General features: G+C 47.9%; 21 protein-coding genes and 1 tRNA gene. 1 reads left to right on the plus strand and 21 read right to left on the minus strand.

Annotated features, from left to right (window positions below):
* Positions 1-215: 215 nt before the first annotated feature.
* The 16 genes from aroB to NYE37_RS08645 form a co-directional block, all read right to left on the minus strand.
* Positions 216-1,325, minus strand: a complete 1,110-nt coding sequence (gene aroB / locus NYE37_RS08570; protein ID WP_175413184.1) for a 3-dehydroquinate synthase — start codon at positions 1,323-1,325, stop codon at positions 216-218.
* Complete coding sequence (gene aroC / locus NYE37_RS08575) at positions 1,325-2,485, minus strand: chorismate synthase (RefSeq protein WP_049719995.1); 1,161 nt, start codon at positions 2,483-2,485, stop codon at positions 1,325-1,327. Before aroC ends, aroB begins: the two co-directional genes overlap by 1 nt.
* 197 nt (positions 2,486-2,682) lie before the next feature.
* The gene (gene ndk / locus NYE37_RS08580) at positions 2,683-3,126 is read right to left on the minus strand and encodes a nucleoside-diphosphate kinase (RefSeq protein ID WP_037995265.1); all 444 of its coding nucleotides are present in this window, start codon (positions 3,124-3,126) and stop codon (positions 2,683-2,685) included.
* A 91-nt stretch (positions 3,127-3,217) separates the two neighbouring features.
* Complete coding sequence (locus NYE37_RS08585; protein ID WP_049720044.1) at positions 3,218-4,189, minus strand: polyprenyl synthetase family protein; 972 nt, start codon at positions 4,187-4,189, stop codon at positions 3,218-3,220.
* A gap of 96 nt (positions 4,190-4,285) precedes the next feature.
* Complete coding sequence (locus tag NYE37_RS08590; protein ID WP_037995267.1) at positions 4,286-5,155, minus strand: UbiA-like polyprenyltransferase; 870 nt, start codon at positions 5,153-5,155, stop codon at positions 4,286-4,288.
* 22 nt (positions 5,156-5,177) lie between these two features.
* On the minus strand, positions 5,178-5,903 hold the full coding sequence (locus NYE37_RS08595; RefSeq protein ID WP_037995270.1) for a demethylmenaquinone methyltransferase: 726 nt from the start codon (positions 5,901-5,903) through the stop codon (positions 5,178-5,180).
* Positions 5,900-6,637, minus strand: a complete 738-nt coding sequence (locus NYE37_RS08600; protein ID WP_049719994.1) for a heptaprenyl diphosphate synthase component 1 — start codon at positions 6,635-6,637, stop codon at positions 5,900-5,902. Before NYE37_RS08600 ends, NYE37_RS08595 begins: the two co-directional genes overlap by 4 nt.
* A 26-nt stretch (positions 6,638-6,663) precedes the next feature.
* Complete coding sequence (locus NYE37_RS08605; RefSeq protein ID WP_037995273.1) at positions 6,664-7,224, minus strand: hypothetical protein; 561 nt, start codon at positions 7,222-7,224, stop codon at positions 6,664-6,666.
* A gap of 77 nt (positions 7,225-7,301) precedes the next feature.
* The gene (mtrB, locus tag NYE37_RS08610) at positions 7,302-7,523 is read right to left on the minus strand and encodes a trp RNA-binding attenuation protein MtrB (RefSeq protein WP_037995275.1); all 222 of its coding nucleotides are present in this window, start codon (positions 7,521-7,523) and stop codon (positions 7,302-7,304) included.
* A 98-nt stretch (positions 7,524-7,621) separates the two neighbouring features.
* A tRNA-Pro gene (locus tag NYE37_RS08615) sits at positions 7,622-7,698 on the minus strand.
* A 78-nt stretch (positions 7,699-7,776) separates the two neighbouring features.
* Positions 7,777-8,340 carry a GTP cyclohydrolase I FolE gene (folE, locus tag NYE37_RS08620; protein WP_037995277.1) on the minus strand — a complete coding sequence of 188 codons (564 nt, stop codon included), beginning with the start codon at positions 8,338-8,340 and terminating at the stop codon, positions 7,777-7,779.
* Positions 8,341-8,484: 144 nt separating this feature from the next.
* Positions 8,485-8,760 carry an HU family DNA-binding protein gene (locus NYE37_RS08625; RefSeq protein WP_037995279.1) on the minus strand — a complete coding sequence of 92 codons (276 nt, stop codon included), beginning with the start codon at positions 8,758-8,760 and terminating at the stop codon, positions 8,485-8,487.
* Between the two features lie 170 nt (positions 8,761-8,930).
* Positions 8,931-10,409: a stage IV sporulation protein A gene (gene spoIVA / locus NYE37_RS08630; protein ID WP_198050624.1), complete on the minus strand. Its 1,479-nt coding sequence runs from the start codon at positions 10,407-10,409 to the stop codon at positions 8,931-8,933.
* Between the two features lie 164 nt (positions 10,410-10,573).
* Complete coding sequence (locus tag NYE37_RS08635; protein ID WP_156097728.1) at positions 10,574-10,717, minus strand: hypothetical protein; 144 nt, start codon at positions 10,715-10,717, stop codon at positions 10,574-10,576.
* A gap of 69 nt (positions 10,718-10,786) precedes the next feature.
* Positions 10,787-11,518, minus strand: coding sequence for a hypothetical protein (locus NYE37_RS08640; protein ID WP_037995283.1), 732 nt, complete (start codon positions 11,516-11,518; stop codon positions 10,787-10,789).
* 12 nt (positions 11,519-11,530) lie between these two features.
* A complete protein-coding gene (locus tag NYE37_RS08645; protein ID WP_037995285.1) occupies positions 11,531-11,755 on the minus strand; it encodes a hypothetical protein in 225 nt (74 codons plus the stop codon).
* A 77-nt stretch (positions 11,756-11,832) separates the two neighbouring features.
* Here NYE37_RS08645 and NYE37_RS08650 point away from each other — a divergent pair, with 77 nt between their 5' ends.
* Positions 11,833-12,372 carry a hypothetical protein gene (locus NYE37_RS08650; protein WP_131470932.1) on the plus strand — a complete coding sequence of 180 codons (540 nt, stop codon included), beginning with the start codon at positions 11,833-11,835 and terminating at the stop codon, positions 12,370-12,372.
* Positions 12,373-12,535: 163 nt separating this feature from the next.
* Here NYE37_RS08650 and NYE37_RS08655 read toward each other — a convergent pair whose 3' ends face one another.
* The 5 genes from NYE37_RS08655 to rpsA form a co-directional block, all read right to left on the minus strand.
* Positions 12,536-13,561: an NAD(P)H-dependent glycerol-3-phosphate dehydrogenase gene (locus NYE37_RS08655; RefSeq protein WP_340711925.1), complete on the minus strand. Its 1,026-nt coding sequence runs from the start codon at positions 13,559-13,561 to the stop codon at positions 12,536-12,538.
* Positions 13,558-14,166 (minus strand): glycerol-3-phosphate 1-O-acyltransferase PlsY, encoded by a 609-nt coding sequence (plsY, locus tag NYE37_RS08660; protein ID WP_037995289.1) that lies wholly within the window; start codon positions 14,164-14,166, stop codon positions 13,558-13,560. The genes NYE37_RS08655 and plsY overlap by 4 nt, the downstream gene beginning before the upstream one ends.
* A 29-nt stretch (positions 14,167-14,195) precedes the next feature.
* A complete protein-coding gene (der, locus tag NYE37_RS08665; RefSeq protein WP_037995291.1) occupies positions 14,196-15,509 on the minus strand; it encodes a ribosome biogenesis GTPase Der in 1,314 nt (437 codons plus the stop codon).
* A gap of 107 nt (positions 15,510-15,616) precedes the next feature.
* The gene (locus NYE37_RS08670; RefSeq protein WP_131470933.1) at positions 15,617-16,234 is read right to left on the minus strand and encodes a hypothetical protein; all 618 of its coding nucleotides are present in this window, start codon (positions 16,232-16,234) and stop codon (positions 15,617-15,619) included.
* A gap of 98 nt (positions 16,235-16,332) precedes the next feature.
* A complete protein-coding gene (gene rpsA / locus NYE37_RS08675) occupies positions 16,333-17,490 on the minus strand; it encodes a 30S ribosomal protein S1 (RefSeq protein WP_049719989.1) in 1,158 nt (385 codons plus the stop codon).
* Positions 17,491-17,563: the final 73 nt, after the last annotated feature.

Consider the following 17,563-nt stretch of genomic DNA (forward strand, 5'->3'; position numbering starts at 1 on the left):
AAAATGGGTTTTGAGAGAAGGGAACAGCGGGGAATGCAGGGGAAAATATAAAAAACCAAAGCAAGCGTTGCTTTGGCTGCTTTTTCATGTATCATTCAGCCTCCACTCTGCTCCGCTATCTCCATTCTCTGCTCAACTCAGCTCATCTGAATAACTATGCTACTCATTCTATGATTATTACTTTATCGAAGAGGCAAAAAATTGTCAACCCGAAATCAGGATTTCATTTCCCGGTCCGGCAACAATTGATGCAAGACCCGTTTGATCTCTTCCTCCGGCACATCCCGTACAATCTCCACTTTGCCGATATCCCGGGCCAGTACAAACACATATTGTCCTTGTTGAGCTTTTTTGTCCCGCTTCATGATCCCGATCAGGGACTCAACCGGCCATGAGTCGGTACAAACAACGGGCAGTCCGAATGATTTCAGAATCCGTCCGGTTTCCCGGACCACCTCCCGGCCCGTCCCCAACAACCGTTCACTTAACTGTGCGGCACCGTTCATTCCAATGGAAATCGCCTCTCCATGGGTGTAAACCTGATATTCGGACACCGCCTCCAAGGCATGGCCAATGGTGTGGCCATAATTCAAAATGGCGCGAAGTCCGGTTTCCCTCTCATCTTGTGACACCACATCCACCTTGACCTGACAACCCCGGTAAACGGATTCCATCATGGCATCATGGTCCCGTGCATCAAGCGACTTGCGATGTTCATCCAACCATTCGACGAAGGAAGCATCCCGGATCAGCCCGTGTTTGATCACTTCTGCCATCCCGGAGCGCCATTCTCTCACCGGCAGTGTCTTTAAACAGGCCACATCAAAGACAACCATCAACGGCTGATGAAAGGCGCCGATATAATTTTTTCCCATGGGATGGTTCACGGCCACTTTGCCGCCGACACTGCTGTCATGGGCCAATAAAGTGGTGGGAATTTGAATGAACGGAATCCCCCGCATGTAACTGGCCGCCAAAAAACCGGCCAGATCGCCTACCACACCTCCTCCCAAGGCCAGAATCACACTGCGGCGATTTAGACCAAACTTCAAACATTCCCCCGTCAAATGTTCCAGCATTTGCAAGCTCTTGCTTTTCTCCCCTGCTTCGACGACAGATATCCCCGCCTGAAATCCGGCTTGCTCCAACGCTTCGCGCAATTTGCCGGCATAAAGCGGAGCCACATGGGTGTCCGTGACAATCATCAGCTTGCAATCTGTTTCAATGTGATGTTGCTTTAAGAACGAAGGCACTTTTTCCAACAAACCGTTTCCGATATAAATCGGGTAAGACCGTTCCTTCCCATGTACCGTTAATGTTTTCATCAGAAACTCAACACTCTTTCCCGATACTGCTTCAGTTGCTGTTTCACCTCATCCATGGTGTCTCCTGAAAATTTGTCCATGAGTGCTTGCGCCACTTCCCATGCCACCACATTTTCCATCACCACGCTGGCCGCCGGAACCGCACAGCTGTCAGAACGTTCGATACTTGCCTGAAATGGTTCTTTTGTCTCAATATCGACACTTTGAAGCGGTTTATACAAGGTGGGAATGGGCTTCATGACGCCTCTTACAATGATGGGCTCGCCAGTGGTCATTCCACCTTCCAATCCTCCCAGCCGGTTGGTCCGGCGGTAAAAGCCGCGTTCCTTTGACCACAAGATTTCGTCATGGACTTCGGATCCCTTCCGCTTGGCGGCCTCAAAACCGATTCCAAACTCGACTCCTTTAAAGGCATTGATGCTGACCACAGCACGCGCAATCTTGGCATCCAGTTTGCGGTCCCAATGAACATGGCTTCCCAGTCCGACCGGAACCCCCTGCACAATGGTCTCCACGACGCCTCCCAGGGAATCTCCCTCTTTTTTCGCTTGATCGATAAGGACCATCATTTTTTCTTCAGCGTTTTGATCCAGACAACGCACCGGCGACAATTCGGCACGCTCCACCATCTCCTCAAAGGACAAATCCACCGGTTCCGCAACGACATCGCCAATGCGAATCACATGACCGGCAATGCGGATTCCGCATTCTTCGAGAATCAAACGGGCCACCGCTCCTGCAGCGACACGGGCTGCGGTTTCCCTGGCGCTGGAACGTTCCAGAACATCACGCATATCCCGGTGTTGATACTTGATGGCTCCATTTAAATCGGCATGACCCGGTCGCGGTCGGGAAATTTTCCGTTTCTCCGCTTCTTCCGGAATCGGATCCACACTCATCACTTTTTTCCAATGGGTAAAATCCCGGTTTTCAATCACAAGGGTGACAGGAGCTCCCGTTGTCTTCCCGAACCGGACACCGGACAAAATTTTCACCTGATCCTTTTCAATCTGCATGCGACGACCGCGACCATATCCCTTTTGACGACGGGCCAATTCGCGGTCGATTTTCTCTTTATCCAAGGAAAGTTGGCTGGGCAATCCTTCAATGATCACTGTTAATTGTGGACCGTGTGACTCTCCTGCTGTCAGATACCTCATGCTCATCTCCCTCTCATCTCAATGAAAAAATTTGATAGTAATCATAACACAGATCGACCGAACTGGGGAGAGCCAATTCCAAATGAAACCCTTTTTCAAACCCGGTTTGAAATATGGTCCCGGCATTTTCCAATCCACCGGCTCCAGTAAAAAAAATCAAGGCATAGCTTTTTCGCTATGCCTTTTCAAACCGGTTTTCAGATCCAACGATTGATGGTTTTCTCATAATGATTGAAATCTTCCTCATCAAACCACAATGCAATTTCACGCTCGGCGCTTTCCGGCGAATCGGAACCGTGAACGATATTCATCGCCACATTGACGCCGTAATCGCCCCGGATCGTTCCCGGCAACGCTTCGGAAGGATTGGTTTTCCCCATCATTTGGCGAGCTGCCGCAATAATGCCGTTTCCTTGCCAAACCATCGCAAAGACCGGTCCGGAAGTAATGAAGTCCACCAACTCGCCAAAGAAGGGCTTCTCTTTATGCTCGATGTAATGTTGCTCTGCAAGCTCGCGGGATACGGTCATCAACTTGGCACCCACCAGTTGGTAACCTTTCCTCTCAAAACGGGATACGATTTCTCCGATCAATCCGCGTTGCACACCATCCGGCTTTACCATGATAAATGTTTTTTCCATTTGGTTCATCCTCCACCTTTATGTATGAACAAAAAGAAAAAAGCGTCATGAAAAATTTTAACAAGTTTAAATTGTAAACGCAACCATCCCGTCAATAAGAACGTTCAACAATGAATTCTGCAATCAGCCGGAGGGATTCCCGTTCCGTGGAGACCGGTAATTGCTTTAAACAGTGCATCGCTTTATTCATATAGCGCTTGGACAAATCCAAGGTATATTCGATTCCCCCGCTTTCTCTGACCTGATCCAACACCTGTGAGAGGGCGACCGTTTCCCCTTGCGTGCGCAAATAAGAACGAATAGAGTTGCGCACATCTTCATCGCCTTGGCATAACGCATAAATCACCGGCAAGGTCACGTTCCCCTGCCGCAAATCATTACCCGCCGGTTTGCCCAATGTCTTTTCATCCCCGATGAAATCCAATACATCATCCTTCAGCTGAAAAGCCATTCCCACGTAATACCCGTATGCTTTCAACCACTGAACATAGCGGGGGGAAGCCTGGCTCACGAGTGCCCCCAATTGACAACTGACCGACATGAGCAAAGCAGTTTTCCGTTTAATCCGGCGTAAATAACGGCGCAACGACAATCTTTCCGAATACAGATCCTCGATCTGGTCCATTTCCCCCAAGCAAACCAAGGTCATCGCTTTGGCCAGAATGGGATGAACCGTCTTGTCCTTCAAACCGGACAACTCCATCAAGGCCCGGGCCAAAATAAAGTCCCCGGTATACATGGCCACTTTATTGTCCCATTCCTTTTTGATGGTCGCTTGCCCCCGTCGTGTATCCGCATCGTCAATCACATCATCATGAACCAGGGTAGCCATGTGTATCAACTCCAGCGCCACGGCTACCCTTTTTAATTCTTCACGCTCATAATGACCAAACCGACCGGACAACAGCACAAACACAGGGCGCATCCGCTTGCCGCCGGCTTTGAGCAAATGTGCGGATGATTCATTGAGCACCGGCTGTCCGGTCTTGATAGCGTTTTGTAATTCTTCTTCAATCCAATCCAGATCCTTTTTGATCACATGGTAAATTTCTTGCAAATTCATCATCTTCACCCTAACACATGCCACCCCGGCAACCGGTTGGCATGCCAATTTCAAAATCCTCAATCCGGCTTTCCTTAACGAACCGGCCATTCGCCTTTACAGCCATACATCCAGAAGCATAAAGGCGAACACAACCACACTCAGAACCCCGTTCATGGTAAAAAACGCAGTGTTTAAACGGGATAAATCGTCTGCAGAAACAATGGCGTGTTCGTAAATCAGAACCCCCAATGCAATGGCTGTTCCGATCCCGAACCAGATGCCCAGGTTGGTCAGCAGCAACAGCGCAATCAATCCGACTGCCGTCCCAACGTGCATCAGTGAAGAGATCACCAATGCTTTTCTGACTCCAAAGCGCGCCGGGATGGAGTGAATTTTTTCTTTCCGGTCAAACTCGACATCCTGGCAGGCGTAAATCACATCAAATCCGCCAATCCACAGCGCCACTGTCGCAAACAAAATCAGGGAGACCCAATCGATTTGAGCGGTGGTGGCCACCCATCCCCCCAACGGGCCCAAGGCGGTGGCGATTCCCAAAAAGAAATGGCATGTCCATGTGAAACGTTTGGTATACGAATAAAACCACAGAAAAAACACGGCCACCGGCAATAAATACACGGCCAGCATATTCAACTGATAAGCCGAGAGAAAGAGCAGCGCAAACGAAACAATGACAAATCCCCATACAAAGGTGGTTGAAACCAAACCGGCCGGAATTGCCCGGTTTTTCGTGCGGGGATTTTTGGCATCGATATGCCGGTCGATCAATCGGTTCAGGGACATCGCCGCACTCCGCGCACCGACCATCGCCAACGTCACCCATCCCATTTCGGCCCAAGAAGGAAACTCCCCTCTTACTTCCAAACTTCCCAAGATTGCCCCGAGATAGGCAAAAGGCAACGCAAATATGCTGTGTTCAAACTTGATCATTTCCAACACGATTTTTAATTTGTTCCATGCATTCATCCAACCATCTTCCTTCTGTTTCTTATCCATTGATTGGTTTTTTTCCGATATGAAGAGCGGTAATGCCGCCGGTCAGCGGGTAAACCCGGATCTCTTCAAGCCCCGCCTCTTCTTTCATCAACTTCGCCAACTCTTTGTAATCGGGAAAAGGAACGAGTGATTCCGGCAGCCAGCGGTATTGCTCATAACGGCCGGCAAACCATTTTCCCAACAGCGGCAAAATCCGTTGAAAATAAAAATAATAAACCGCCCGGAATGGAGGCCACGTCGGCTTGGACAGTTCCAGGGAAACAACTTGTCCTCCCGGCTTGACAACCCGTTTCATCTCTTTTAACACTTGGACAAGATCCGGAACATTCCTCAGTGCAAAACCGATGGTGGCATGATCAAACGTATTGTCCGGAAAAGGCAGATTCATCGCATCCCCGTGCACCAGCCGGATTTGGCCGGACAAAGCTTCCTTTTCCACTTTCTTTTTGCCGACATCCAACATTTTTTCACTGAAATCCAGTCCGACAATTTCCCCGGTCCCGGATGCGCGGGCCAGGGAAATTGTCCAGTCACATGTCCCGCAACAGACGTCAATGGCTGTTTCGCCCGGTTTCACTTTCATTTTTTTCATGGCAAACTTGCGCCAGACTTTATGCATGCGAAAACTCAGCAACGTATTCATCCGGTCATAATCTTTGGCGATATTTTCAAACACCTGATGGACAAACCGGGATTTCGCTTCGCCTTCCCGTGTCAAGATTCATCACTCGCTTTCGATACAGCCGTATCTGTCTCCGGCAGTTGATGGATTAAGAATGTCAAGAAAGGATCCCCGGCTTGGCGGCCTGCCTCCTGAAGAAACTCCACTCTTTGCCGCAGTTCATTCGTCCACACCTCATGTTGATGCAGCCGGGAATCAGCGGTTTGCGTCGTTTCATAAAGTACGACCAACGCTTTTGCAATCTGAACCTTCAAGTTTTCTTCAACATGAAAAAAGTCGGCGAGCGCCGTAACCCATGCTGTTGCAATTTTTTCAAAGTAAAACCAGACTTTTTCCACGTCCGGATCCTTTTTGTCATGAAGCAGAGAATGCAAAGACATTTTCCATTCATTCACCCGGCAAGTCACACCGGCCAGACAACGGATCCCTTCGGTTTCATGCCAGCCGGCCAGATGCCAATAAAACAAGCTGCTGTAATGATCCCCGGCTAAAACCGTCAGCTGCTGTTTTTGCTCGTTTTCGGAATCCGGGGAAGCGACCGCCACGCGTTCATGCATATCCGTTCCCATTTTCACCAATGTGGTTGCCAGAATGTACAAGTCCGCCCTTTTTTTGTCCACAGCCAGATCGCCGAGCAACCACTGTAAAACTTGGACAAAAAAAACTGGGACTTCCGCTTCCCCGATTATTTTGCGTACATATTTGTGATTTGCATCATTTTGAATTTGTGTAATCAACTGATTTAATGATTCATTATGTATGAATGCCATAAACAAAGTTCCCCCATTGAGGTAGTTCAAACACTGCGAATAGTATACCATACTTTTTTGGTGGATAGGCATTCTTCCAAGGTTTTCCCCTCATCACGGGAACGGGAAGAAAACCGGGTCATTTCAAACACACCCTCCAAAATCTCCTGATCCGACAACGCTTTCATCGGTGCTTTCTGCAACGCCGGCAAATCTTCTTTTCCGGCTTCCACAAAGTAACTTTCACCGGGTCTGAAATGCACAAGAACTTCCACCCGGTTGATATTTTCGACTTGCTCCAGCATCGGACAAATCAACCGCACCATCTCATGCTCCATTTCCGGTTTGGTCTGTCTGAAAGCAGTGAGCTCCAAATAAACGTTTTGCTGACGAAGGTCGGCCCGTTGAATCGTCAACTTGATCTGCCGGCTCACCAAATAGTCCACTAAATTTTCGTTGGTCAACCGATGAACTTTTTCCTCTTTAAAAACCGGTTTTGTCGGCGGGTTGTCGGGAAACAACGTCCGGCTGCACATCCAGGAAATCATCAGCGCTAAAACCGTGGACAACAAAACCGCAGCAAACCATCGGACCAGAAAACTTCTCACCCTTGTTTCCCCCTTTGATCTCCCTGATTTTATTTTATAAACAACAAGGGGGAAACATGCCTTGGGCAACAAGACCTCTACTCATCCGTCTCGATTGTTCCGAAACTGGTCATGACCGTTGCCTTTCCGCGAACTTTAATGGCGGAGGTGTTCTCCGTGAATTGTGCAATCATCACTTCGCCCCGGTCCAACTTTTCTGAATGATGAAAACGGGTGTCTCTTCCCCGGGTCAATCCGATTACATTCACCCCGTTCTCTTTGGCTTTGATAATCACATAATCACCTGAAGTTTCCTTCAATGCAAATCCCTCCTTGAGAAAATCAACTTTATTTTACCACGGTTTCATCCTTGCCATGACAATAAAAGAGACTCTCCCATGAGGAAGAGTCTCGTTGTTGGTCGGGCTAGCCAGATTTGAACTGACGACCTCTTGCGCCCCATGCAAGCGCGCTACCAAACTGCGCCATAGCCCGTCATATAATTCATATTGTCTCTCAGTGACAACTAAGATTATATAACGGGTTTTATACAGTGTCAAGAGGTTTTTTTCATTATTTTAAACCAATCAAACTCATGGCTTCGGCACGGGCAGCCGAATCTTCTGCAAACACTCCCCTGACGGCCGAGGTGACGGTTTTGGAACCCGGTTTTTTAACCCCCCGCATGGTCATGCACATATGTTCTGCTTCGATGACGACAATCACACCATACGGATCCAACGACTCCACAATGGAATCGGCCACCGTCGAAGTAATCCGTTCTTGCAATTGGGGTCTTCTGGCTACCGTTTCAACTGCGCGGGCCAACTTGCTGAGCCCGGTCACTCTTCCTCCGCGCGGGATATAACCAATATGGGCTTTCCCGAAAAACGGAACCAAATGATGCTCACAAGTGGAGAAAAAAGGAATGTCTTTCACCAAGACGAGTTCCTCGTGATCTTCACTAAAAACCACGGAAAATTGATCCTTCGGATCTTTGTTTAATCCCGAAAAAATCTCTTCATACATCCGTGCCACACGTTTTGGGGTATCTAATAAACCTTCACGGTTTGGATCTTCGCCGACAGCTTCTAAAATCATGCGTACCGCTTCTTCAATCTTGCGATGGTCTACCATTTATGTTCCTCCATCCAAAAACAAATTCCTGTACAATAAGTATTATACCAATAGAAACAAGGAACATTATATCATATTATAAAAAAACAAAAAGACCTCGAAGAAACGAGGTCTTTTTGGCAGGTTATGTAGTCCCAGCAATCATTACTTATTGACTTCTTCGCGCAATTGTTTACCTGCTTTGAAAGAAACACTTTTGCGAGCCGGAATGATCATTTCTTCACCGGTGCGCGGATTACGCCCTTTGCGCTCAGGCTTATCTTTCACTTCAAAGTTTCCGAATCCAATCAGTTGCACTTTTTCTCCTTCACGCAATGCTCCGGCAATGGCTTCCAATACAGCTTCAACCGATTTCGAAGCATCTTTTTTCGTCATTTCAGTAGCCTCTGCTACTTTATTGATCAGATCGGTTTTGTTCATATTCGCACCTCCGTTTACGAATCCAACACTCTTGCCATACAACCGGCAAATGAGTGGATTTGCGTGGGACAATCCTATACTAATATAGACAAATCGTAAGTTCAAGAGAATCTTTGCGATTTTCCCGGATAACAATAAAAAAAGCGCTGAAAACGCGCTTTCCATATTATTTATAATATAATGGCAATTAATCCCCCGGAACCCTCATTAATGATCCGCTCGAGTGTCTCCTGCAATTTATAGCGGGCATTTTCCGGCATCATGGACAGTTTGGCCTGAATGCCTTCCCGGACGATAGAATTCAGGGAACGGCCAAAGATGTCGGAATTCCAGATTTGCAACGGGTCTTTCTCAAAATCGCGCATCAGGTAATTGACCAGCTCTTCACTCTGTTTTTCCGAACCGATGATGGGCGCAAATTCGGAAGTCACGTTCACCCGGATCATATGGATCGAAGGTGCGGTTGCTTTCAAACGGACTCCAAAGCGGCTTCCCTGTTTGATCAATTCGGGTTCATCCAATGTCATTTCCTCGATTGCAGGGGCTGCCACGCCATAGCCGGTCGTACGCACCATTTTTAATGCATCTGCCACTTTGTCATATTCCCGCTTGGCAATGCTGAACTCCTGCATCAATTCCAACAGGTGATCCCGACCGCGAATTTCAACGCCGACCACTTCCTGCAACACCTGGTCATACAGATCATCCGGGGCATACAGATCAATTTCGGCAACGCCTTGCCCCATATCCATTCCGGACAGAGATGCTTTGTCAATGAAATCATATTGATAAAACTGTCCCACCACCCGGTCCACATCCCGGAGCCTTTTAATGTCTTTGACCGTTTCGCGCACGGACTCTTCAAAACTTTGCCGCAACCAATGATCTTCTTCAAGAACCATGACCCAGCTCGGGAGATTGACATTGACTTCACGCACCGGGAATTCATAAAGCACTTCCTTCATAATGCCCAAAATATCTTCTTCACTCATCGTGGCCACACTGACAGCCAGAACGGGGATGTCATATTTTTCTGCAAGTTCGTCCCTTAAAGCCTGGGTTTGTTCACTGTACGGCTGGGTTGAATTCAAGATCAGGATAAACGGTTTCCCCACTTCCTTCAGTTCTTCGATGACACGCTCTTCCACTTCTTCATAAGACTCCCGGGCCAAATCGGTGATACTGCCATCACTGGTGATTACAATGCCAACCGTTGAATGCTCCTGAATCACTTTCCGGGTGCCCACTTCCGCCGCTTCCTGAAACGGAATCGGCTCTTCAAACCACGGGGTGCTGATCATCCTCGGCCCGTTTTCATCCTCATAACCTTTGGCGCCCTCTATGGCATAGCCCACACAATCCACCAAACGAATATTGACATCCAATCCTTCGTCCACATGGATCTGAATCGCCTGATTGGGCACAAATTTCGGCTCGATGGTTGTGATGGTACGTCCTGCACCGCTGTGCGGCAACTCATCCGTCGCTCTCACTCTTTCAGCTTCATCTTCAATGTTTGGGATGACAACCTGTTCCATGAACCGCTTGATAAATGTTGATTTACCGGTGCGCACCGCACCGACCACACCCAGGTAAATATCTCCTCCTGTTCTCTCTGCAATATCTTTCAGGATATCTACTTTTTCCACGAAATTCCCTCCTCCAGAACTTAAACATCACATGCTGGTCTTGTCGCCGGTGCGAAGGCAACCCCTCCCTCCGGAACCTTCCTTGGACACTACTAATATATGAATGCTTCGCTCCAATATGATTCTTTGGGTAAAAAAATAGAGCTCTCTTTTTGCAAGAAGCTCTAAGATGAACGGGATGACAAGCGGTCTTTGTGACGGGAAGAGGTTACTTTCGTCCGGAATGCGGATATTTTCACAGACCCCGACAACCTTCCCAACAAGAAAACCGACGGGATCGCCAAAAGGTGAAGCAAAAGCAGTTCCATGGGACTTCACTCCTCGGGCCCAAAGTTCTTCCGCTTGTTTTCATCCTTATTCAAAGAAAAAACAGTTATTCATTTTTTGCTGTGGCTTTCCTCATCCACCGGCAACAACCAAGGTTCGTTCCCCTTCATTTGGATCTTCGGGGAAAATGCGGGGACAAAAAGTGCATCTTCGGATAACCACAGGCGCAAATCCGTCTCTTCATCCGGTTTCTCTTTCGCATTTTGCCATTTTTTCATCACTTCTGTCCGGTAATCGAGATAAACTTTTCCTTGCCCGTTGACCACCAAAGGCAGGTTTTCCCCGGAATAAGGGCTGGGCACCTCCACGGGGTCCATACGCAGTTTTTGGAAATCGACGGTGTAAAATGGCCCGTTGATTTTCTCTTTGACCGGTAAAGAATGATGTTGTTTCACATAGCTGTTCACTTCAGCTTGGACTTTCATGACCGCATCATTGACGCGAAGGTCAAATAAGCGGACTTTGGGATCCTTTTCCACATCGACCAGAACAAACAAAAAATATCCGCCCTTTTCAAATGCCGATGGCGGGATATTCCCCAAAATCCCTTTCAGCTCTTCAAAGTTCACCTTGTACTTGGTCGTTAATTTTTCGTCCTCTTCTGTATACTTAAATGGCAAAACCCGGTTTTCCCGGTAATAGGCATCGACCGCCCCCTGCACTTGCGCCACTTGTTCCGGAAGCCGGTCGAGCTGCATCCGTTCCTCCTCCGGATACATACAACCGGCCGCAAGAAGCAGAACAAGGCTGAACATCCCGGGTAACCACTTTTTGAACCGCAAAACCATCCCTCCTCACGTAAACATTCGAATCACAAAGAGCACAACCACCAACAGGAGCAAGAAGGAAACGGTTGAAAAAATCATACTCACCCAGGCCCTTTTTTGTTGCCGTCCGATGGCCACCAAGATATTGATCAGCACCAATAAAAACAAGACAATCATTAAGTCCAATCTTTCCACACTTCCTTTTTCGTTTTCACCGGGATGGGTGAAATCCGCACCGGCCCAGGGGATCACAGGACATCTGCCTCAATACATTCGCCTGCCCTGTGCATAAGATAAATGGACATTAGCCTGAAATGGAGGAAGCCAACATGAGTAACCAACGAAATCGACCAAATGCTTCTCGCAAAAAGAGAAGAAAAAAAGTGACTTCCCCGGCAAAACCGGTTCAGCCGCCCGGCAAAGCGAAGCCGGAACCGCTGCCCCCCATGACATCCGAACATATCGCAAAAGTTCTGAGCGGATTTATGACCTTGCGTTCAACCATCCAAGACTTGAGCAAGTCCATCCAAAAGCTTGAAAACATCATGGATTCGGCATACAAAATTTTCGAATTGTCCAATCAGTTGAAATCCGCCCAGCAAGCGTTTCCGTCACAACGCGCTTTTCCCATGCTTCCCCCGCCGGATCGGGAACACACCCCTTCTTTGCCAAGGGAAGAAGACATCCCGGTCATTGATTGGCCGGACGAAAAAAAAGCGGATCCCCCATCCCTCTTTTCATCCATCAGCATCGGCCAAATTCTTGAACTGTTACAATCTCCGTGGATTCAAAGAATGATTGCACAACTGTTCCGTCCCAAAACAGCTTCCACTTCTTCTTATTCCCAAATCAAACGAAAACAGGGGTAATGCTTATCAGGCATTACCCCTGTTTCTTGTACCCTGCTTCTCCTGACCAATCTGATTCCCTGTCCTTGTATCAGTGCTCAAGTTTTGTGGATATTGGTTGAAGCTATTACAGAGTATGAAATCACCGAAAAGCTTGCAACAGGGAAAAAGCCCAAATATCATTTTACCAACCTTGGACGATTTCTTCCAGTTCTTTTGTCCGTCCACGCTCCATCAATTCTTTTACGGCTTGTCTAGGTTCTTTGTTCTCAAAAAGCACCAAATACAGTTGTTCATTGATGGGCATTTCCACATTGTATCGCTTCTTTAAAGCATGGGCGGCACGGGTGGTTTTCACCCCTTCGACAACCATTCCCATTTCCTTAAGAACCTCATCCAACTTTTTGCCTTGGCTCAGCATATTGCCTGCCCGGAAATTCCGGCTGTGCTTGCTGGTGCAAGTCACAAACAAGTCCCCGACTCCGGCGAGGCCGGCAAAGGTAATGGGCTCGGCTCCCATCGCGGAACCTAGGCGGGCAATTTCGGCCAATCCGCGGGTCATCAGTGCGGCTTTGGCATTATCCCCGAATTGAAGCCCCTCAGCCAAGCCGGAAGCGAGAGCGATCACGTTTTTCAGCGCCCCGCCCACTTCGACACCCACCACGTCCGGATTGGTGTAGACACGAAAATAATGGTTCATAAACAAGGTTTGGACCTTTTCCGCAGCCGGTAATCCGGAGGATGCAACAACAACGGTCGTCGGACACTTTCGAATCACTTCTTCCGCATGGCTGGGACCGGATAATACGACCAGCCGATCCCGGAACGACTCGCCCAGTTCTTCCAGCAAAACCTCCGACATTCGCTTCCACGAATCCAATTCGAAACCTTTTGTCGCATGCACAACGAGTGCATCCGGAGGCAGATACGGCTTCACTTTTCCGGCCACTTCCCTCATCGTGTGCGAAGGCACCACAAAAACGACGATGTCCCGCCCCTTCAGGCACTCAGCCAGCGAAGGGGAGGCAAAAAGCGATTCCGGAAGTTTCACCCCCGGCAAATATTTCTCATTGGTGTGAGATTGGTTGATTTCATTTGCCTGCTCATCCCTGCGGGCCCATATCTTCACATCATGGCCATTTTCCACAAGAACCGATGCCAGAGCGCTTCCCCAACTCCCTGCACCCAGCACTGCTATTCGTTGTTTCATGCCTTCTCTCCTCTGAATGAGATCTTCCGTTCTTTTCCGCGAATCAAATTACGAATGTTCTCCCGGTGGCGCCAAACGGACATCACCGTGATAATGAGCATCAGCCCGATCAAGCCCCCGGAATAATCCAGGATCCACATCATAACCGGGATAAAGAGGGCCAAAACCAGAGACCCCAATGAAACATAACGGGTAATAACAATAAACAAAATCGCCAAAATCCCGGAAACGAGGGTGGCGCCAAAAAAACAGGTGGCTGTCACCCCGACCATGGTGGCGATCCCTTTTCCTCCCCGAAAACGAAGAAACACTGGCCAGTTATGGCCGACAATGGCCGCAATCCCGCAAACAACCATCCATACCGGGTCTCCGTGAGACAACCAGTGACCCAGTCCCACCGCCGCCACTCCCTTGACGGCATCAAGGACAAAGACGGCCGCCGCAGGTCCTGCGCCAAGAACACGCAACGTGTTTGTCGCCCCGGCATTCCCGCTTCCATATTCCCGAATATCCACGCCTTTTAACCAGCGTGTAAACAAATAACTGAAACTGATCGACCCCAGTAAATAGGAGATCAATAAAGATATCCCCCAACTGAACAACATATTCTCCTCTCTCTCCCTGCTTGTGATTATCAACTTTTCTTTCTTAATTTTATTTTAAGAGGCGTGCCATGGAAAGGAAATGCCTGTCGCAATTGATTTTCCAAATATCGGAGATAACTGAAATGAGCGATCTCCGGATCGTTGACGAAAAACACAATTGTCGGCGGTTTCACGGCGACCTGCGTAATGTAGTGAACCCGGAAGCGGCGTCCCCTGTCGGAAGGAGGCGGTGTCGTCGCCATCGCATCTTGAATCACTTGGTTTAATACGGATGTGGGGATGCGCATCGCATGCTGTTCCGCCACTTCGCCCACGGTTGGCAAAATCTTTTGAATCCGTTTGCCTGTTTTGGCAGAAACAAATAAGATGGGGGCATAGTGCATAAACTGGAATGAATCACGAATTTTTTGCTCAAATTTATGCATTGTTTTTTCGTCTTTCTCAACCGCATCCCACTTGTTGACGATGAAAATGGCCGCTCTTCCCGCTTCATGTGCAAACCCGGCGATTTTTTTATCCTGTTCCGCTATCCCCCGTTCGCCATCAATGACAATCAGACAGACATCGGAACGCTCAATCGCCCGCATCGCCCGGATGACACTGTATTTCTCCACGGACTCATAAACTTTTCCGCGTTTGCGGATCCCCGCGGTATCAATCAGCACATACGACTGCCCGTCATACTCAAAAGGCGTGTCCACCGCATCGCGGGTGGTTCCGGCTTCCGGGCTCACTATCACCCGCTCTTCCCCCAAAATCGCATTGACGAGGGATGATTTCCCTACATTGGGCCGGCCGATGAGCGCTACCCGGATCGTGTCCTCGTCATACTCTTCTTCTTCTTTGTCCGGAAAAAGAGAAACAACGGTATCCAGCATGTCCCCGGTACCCGTGCCATGAATCGAAGAGACCGGGATCACATGTTCAAATCCCAACCGGTAAAACTCGTACACGCCTTCAATATGTTTGACATCATCAATTTTATTCACCATCAAAACAACCGGCTTTTTGGACCGGTGCAACCAACGGGAAACTTCTTCATCCGTTGCGGTGATTCCTTGCCGGCCGTCCGTGACGAAAATAATCACATCGGCTTCTTCAATCGCCAGTTCGGCCTGATTTCGAATATGTTTAAGGATCCCGTCTTTTTCATCAAATTCTATTCCGCCTGTATCAATCAAATGAAACTCGCGACCATTCCATTCCGTGCGGGAGTAAATCCGGTCACGGGTGATTCCCGGCTGATCTTCCACAATCGCAATCCGCTCTCCCGCCAAGCGGTTGAAAATGGTCGATTTGCCCACATTGGGCCTTCCAACGATCGCAACAACAGGTAAACTCATACAAAATCCTCGCTTTTCCATTTTCCAATCATTATATTAAGACATACCTAATCTTATCGATAAATATTTTTTAAGGCAAGCTCTTCTCATCCGGTTTTGATGTTCTTTCAAAGCTTTGGCAGAGACAGGCGTTTTTTGGATATTCGTGAACGAAAATGCTTTTCCAAAATATGAGCGACCAAAATGCCGGTCAAAGACAGCCATAACACATCCATAAAAACATCAGACCCCAAAACGACCGGGGCGAATCCATCCTGATGAAAATAAAGAATCCAAATATACAAGGTCATCAAACTCATGCCCGCAAACCAGATCCGCTCCGGGAGACGGGGAGAAATCAAAAGCGAAAACAGGATTACTCCCAAAAACAACATGATTCGAAAAGGTGGATAAGTCCAGTCGGCATGGGCATGGAGCCATTCATGCCCTAAAAGGAACAAGGTGCCTGCACAAAAGGAACTGCTGAGTAAAGTCATGAGGATATCCGGTGAAAATTTGCTGACGAAATAAATAAATATAAGAAGAAAAGCAATCCATGCGGGATGGATATACAAATACTCATGAACCATCCAAGGTTGACATAAACTGAACAAAGACAAGGTCCACAACACCCATTGGATGTTGGTGCGGGTCGATTCAAACGCTTCCATCCAATGTGACAACCATCCGGTGCCATATAAAATCAACAAGCTCCACGAACAAAGGAAGGCCGCAATCCTGTTCACCTTCTTTCTAAATCTTTTTATATATTTTTTGTATAAAAAACTTTTCTTAAGCATACAAAAACCAGCCAACTTTTGGCTGGTTTAAACATCCTGTGTTTTTATTTTAAGTTGCGCAATTCCGGATAAACATCACCCAAGGTCACATTCAAACCGGAGGATTGTTGCAATTTGTTCTCTTCTTTTTCTTTTACTTCTTTTTTCGGTTCTTTCGGTTCCACTTCTTTCATGCTTAAGCTGATCCGTTTTTGATCCGGAAGGATATCGAGCACTTTAACTTCCACTTCTTGTCCTTCTTCCAAAACCTCCGCCGGTGTTTCCACATGACGGTGGGAGATTTGGGAAACATGAACCAATCCTTCCACTCCCGGGTAAACTTCAACAAACGCACCAAACGAGACGAGGCGTTTCACTTTTCCTTTCACAATGTCCCCGGCGCTGATTTCTTTGGCCACCTTTTCCCAAGGGCTTTCCAGGGTTTCTTTGATGCTGAGGCTGATTCTTTCTTCTTCCTGGTTGACTTTCAGGACTTTCACCTGCACCTTGTCGCCTTCCTTCAACACATCGGCCGGATGCTCCACGCGGTGCCAGGCGATTTCGGATACATGAACCAGACCGTCCACACCGCCAATATCCACAAATGCCCCGAAGTCGGTTAAACGTTGTACGGTTCCTTCCAGCACTTGTCCTTCTTCCAGCTGGCTCAAGCGTTCTTTTTTGCGACGCTCTTGTTCTTCTTCCAATACGGCCTTGTGTGATAAAATCAGCTTGTTTTTCTCAGGATCCAATTCCACCACTTTTAATGTCAGTTCACGACCTTTGTAATCGGAGAAGTCTTCGACAAAGTGTTGTTCAACATGCGAAGCCGGGATAAAACCGCGAACGCCCACATCCACAACCAAGCCGCCTTTGACAATGTCATGAACTTTTGCCGTCAGCGTTTCGCCTGTTTCAAATTTTTGTTGCAACTCTGCCCACGCTTTTTCGGCATCGACTTCCTTTTTGGAGACAATCAATTTTCCTTCGTCTTCTTTAATGCGAAGCACTTTGACCGTGACTTCGTCTCCTTCCGACAAGACATCGGAAACTTTATCCACATGCAAACTAGACAATTCGGAAATGGGTAAAATGGATTCGAATTTATAACCTGTATCAACCAATGCTTGATTGTCTTCCACTTTCACGACTTTGCCTGTTACAACGTCGCCCACTTCTAAATTTTGAACTTCAGCCAACCCAGATTTCATCTCTTCTGCCATCACGAGCCCTCCTCATCATTGCCAGACGCAATCAAAACTATTTTTTATAAAAGAAAGATCAGATTTGAAAAGG

Origin of the sequence: Thermoactinomyces sp. FSL K6-2592, assembly GCF_038006465.1 — a bacterium.
GTDB classification, from domain to species: Bacteria; Bacillota; Bacilli; order Thermoactinomycetales; family Thermoactinomycetaceae; genus Thermoactinomyces; species Thermoactinomyces vulgaris.

Excerpts from the sequence above, each read along its gene's own strand:
- aroB (WP_175413184.1), bottom strand. The coding sequence starts at position 1,325 with ATGAAAACATTAACGGTACATGGGAAGGAACGGTCTTACCCGATTTAT.
- aroC (WP_049719995.1), bottom strand. The coding sequence starts at position 2,485 with ATGAGGTATCTGACAGCAGGAGAGTCACACGGTCCACAATTAACAGTG.
- ndk (WP_037995265.1), bottom strand. The coding sequence starts at position 3,126 with ATGGAAAAAACATTTATCATGGTAAAGCCGGATGGTGTGCAACGCGGA.
- NYE37_RS08585 (WP_049720044.1), bottom strand. The coding sequence starts at position 4,189 with ATGAATTTGCAAGAAATTTACCATGTGATCAAAAAGGATCTGGATTGG.
- NYE37_RS08590 (WP_037995267.1), bottom strand. The coding sequence starts at position 5,155 with ATGAATGCATGGAACAAATTAAAAATCGTGTTGGAAATGATCAAGTTT.
- NYE37_RS08600 (WP_049719994.1), bottom strand. The coding sequence starts at position 6,637 with ATGGCATTCATACATAATGAATCATTAAATCAGTTGATTACACAAATT.
- folE (WP_037995277.1), bottom strand. The coding sequence starts at position 8,340 with ATGGTAGACCATCGCAAGATTGAAGAAGCGGTACGCATGATTTTAGAA.
- NYE37_RS08625 (WP_037995279.1), bottom strand. The coding sequence starts at position 8,760 with ATGAACAAAACCGATCTGATCAATAAAGTAGCAGAGGCTACTGAAATG.
- NYE37_RS08635 (WP_156097728.1), bottom strand. The coding sequence starts at position 10,717 with ATGGAACTGCTTTTGCTTCACCTTTTGGCGATCCCGTCGGTTTTCTTG.
- NYE37_RS08650 (WP_131470932.1), top strand. The coding sequence starts at position 11,833 with ATGAGTAACCAACGAAATCGACCAAATGCTTCTCGCAAAAAGAGAAGA.
- NYE37_RS08655 (WP_340711925.1), bottom strand. The coding sequence starts at position 13,561 with ATGAAACAACGAATAGCAGTGCTGGGTGCAGGGAGTTGGGGAAGCGCT.
- plsY (WP_037995289.1), bottom strand. The coding sequence starts at position 14,166 with ATGTTGTTCAGTTGGGGGATATCTTTATTGATCTCCTATTTACTGGGG.
- der (WP_037995291.1), bottom strand. The coding sequence starts at position 15,509 with ATGAGTTTACCTGTTGTTGCGATCGTTGGAAGGCCCAATGTGGGCAAA.
- rpsA (WP_049719989.1), bottom strand. The coding sequence starts at position 17,490 with ATGGCAGAAGAGATGAAATCTGGGTTGGCTGAAGTTCAAAATTTAGAA.